The sequence below is a fragment of the Acidiphilium sp. 34-64-41 genome (genome assembly GCF_002282635.1).
GTDB lineage: Bacteria > Pseudomonadota > Alphaproteobacteria > Acetobacterales > Acetobacteraceae > Acidiphilium > Acidiphilium rubrum.
Window position 1 is genome coordinate 1 of the sequence record NZ_NCJX01000169.1, and the last position, 1,652, is coordinate 1,652.

The window sequence follows — 1,652 nt, forward strand, 5'->3', positions numbered from 1 at the left end:
GGCGAGCCGGTTTGCGGTCAATGCGGTGTTCGACCGGTTGCGCCAGGAATTCACCGACGATGCCGTGGCGCTTGGGCTCGATTTTCATGTGATGCCGTGTACGCTGACGATCGAGACGGATCGGGGGTTGCTGACGCAGATTTTGCGCAACCTGGTATCGAACGCGTTGAAATATACCAGGCGGGGGCGGATTCTGGTGGGCTGCCGGCGGGTTGGCGGGCAGGCGCGGCTGGAGGTGTGGGATACCGGCATCGGGATTCCGCGGGAGGAATTGCAGGCGATTTTCGAGGAATATCACCAGATCGATAATCCTTCGCGCAATCGGACGCGCGGGCTGGGCCTGGGGCTTGCGATCGTGCGGCGGTTGACCGATCTGCTGGGTCTGCCGATTGCGGTGCGATCGGAGCCGGGCACCGGATCGGTGTTTTCGGTCGTGATTACGACGGTTGCCGAGCCGGTCACGGCGGTGGTGGCGGCTGTCGAGGCGGTGGCGGACCAGCCCGGGGCGGTCCGGCCATCGGGGATGATCATGGTGGTCGAGGATGATCCTGACATTCGCGCGCTGCTGGTGATGTTTCTGCAGGAGGAGGGGTATCGGGTGATCGCCGCCGCCGATGGTGCCGAGGCGCTGGCGCTGGTGGCGGGGGGCGCGTGGCCGGATCTGGTGATCGCCGATTACAATCTGCCCGGCGCGATGAACGGGATTGCGGTGGTCGCGCGCGTGCGCGAGGCGATCGGTCAGGTGGTGCCGGTGATCGTTCTGACCGGGGATATATCGACCGCGGCTTTGCGCGAGATTGCGACGCAGGATTGCGTGCAGTTCAACAAGCCGATGTCGCTGGTGGCGTTGGCGGCTGCGGTTCGGAAACTGATGCCGCTGCGCCCGGCGGTGGGAGCGGCGACGAGTGCGCCGATCGTGGTGATCGATGACGATCCGGCGATCTGTGCGGCGCTGCATGCGATGCTGGAGGCGGCGGGGCGGGTGGTCGTCGATTTCGCGACGGCGGAGGCGTTTCTGGCGCGTGGTCCCGGCGAGGCGGCGGGCTGTCTGGTGATCGATGTCAATCTGCCGGGGCGCAGCGGGATCGATCTGCTGCGGGCGGTGCGGGACGGCGGGGATGACACGCCGGTGGTGATGCTGTCGGGTGTCAGTGATGCGACGCTCGCGGTCGAGGCGCTGCGGGCGGGGGCGGCGGATTTCATCGAAAAGCCGGTCAACCCGGCCGAGCTGCTCAGCCGGATCGACCGCGCGATCGCGCTGGGGCAGGATCTGACGGCGCGGCGGGCGCTGCATGAGGAAGCGGTGCGGCATCTGGCGACGCTGACGGCGCGGCAGCGCGATGTCATGGAGCTGGTGCTGGCCGGGCAGCCGAGCAAGGTGATTGCCCGGATGCTCGGGATCAGTCCGCGCACGGTCGAGCTGCATCGGGCGGCGATCATGCGTAAGACCGGTGCTGCGTCGGTCGCGGCACTGGCGCGGCTCGCGGCCGAGGCGGATGGGCATACGCCGTAGCCCGTGGACATCCGACCGTGTCAGTTTCCCTTAAAGAGGTTCTGCCTCAATTTGTGTGATCGTGGTGCTGCTTGACGGCTGGAACGGAGACTGGGCTGATGTGGCATGATCAAAAATGCAAAATGGGCGCTTGGATCTG

At 66.3% G+C, this 1,652-nt stretch carries 1 protein-coding gene; it reads left to right on the plus strand.

What is annotated here, in order from left to right:
* On the plus strand, positions 1-1,513 hold a 1,513-nt coding region (locus B7X49_RS18645; protein ID WP_286840634.1), incomplete at its 5' end, for a response regulator.
* Positions 1,514-1,652 lie beyond the last annotated feature (139 nt).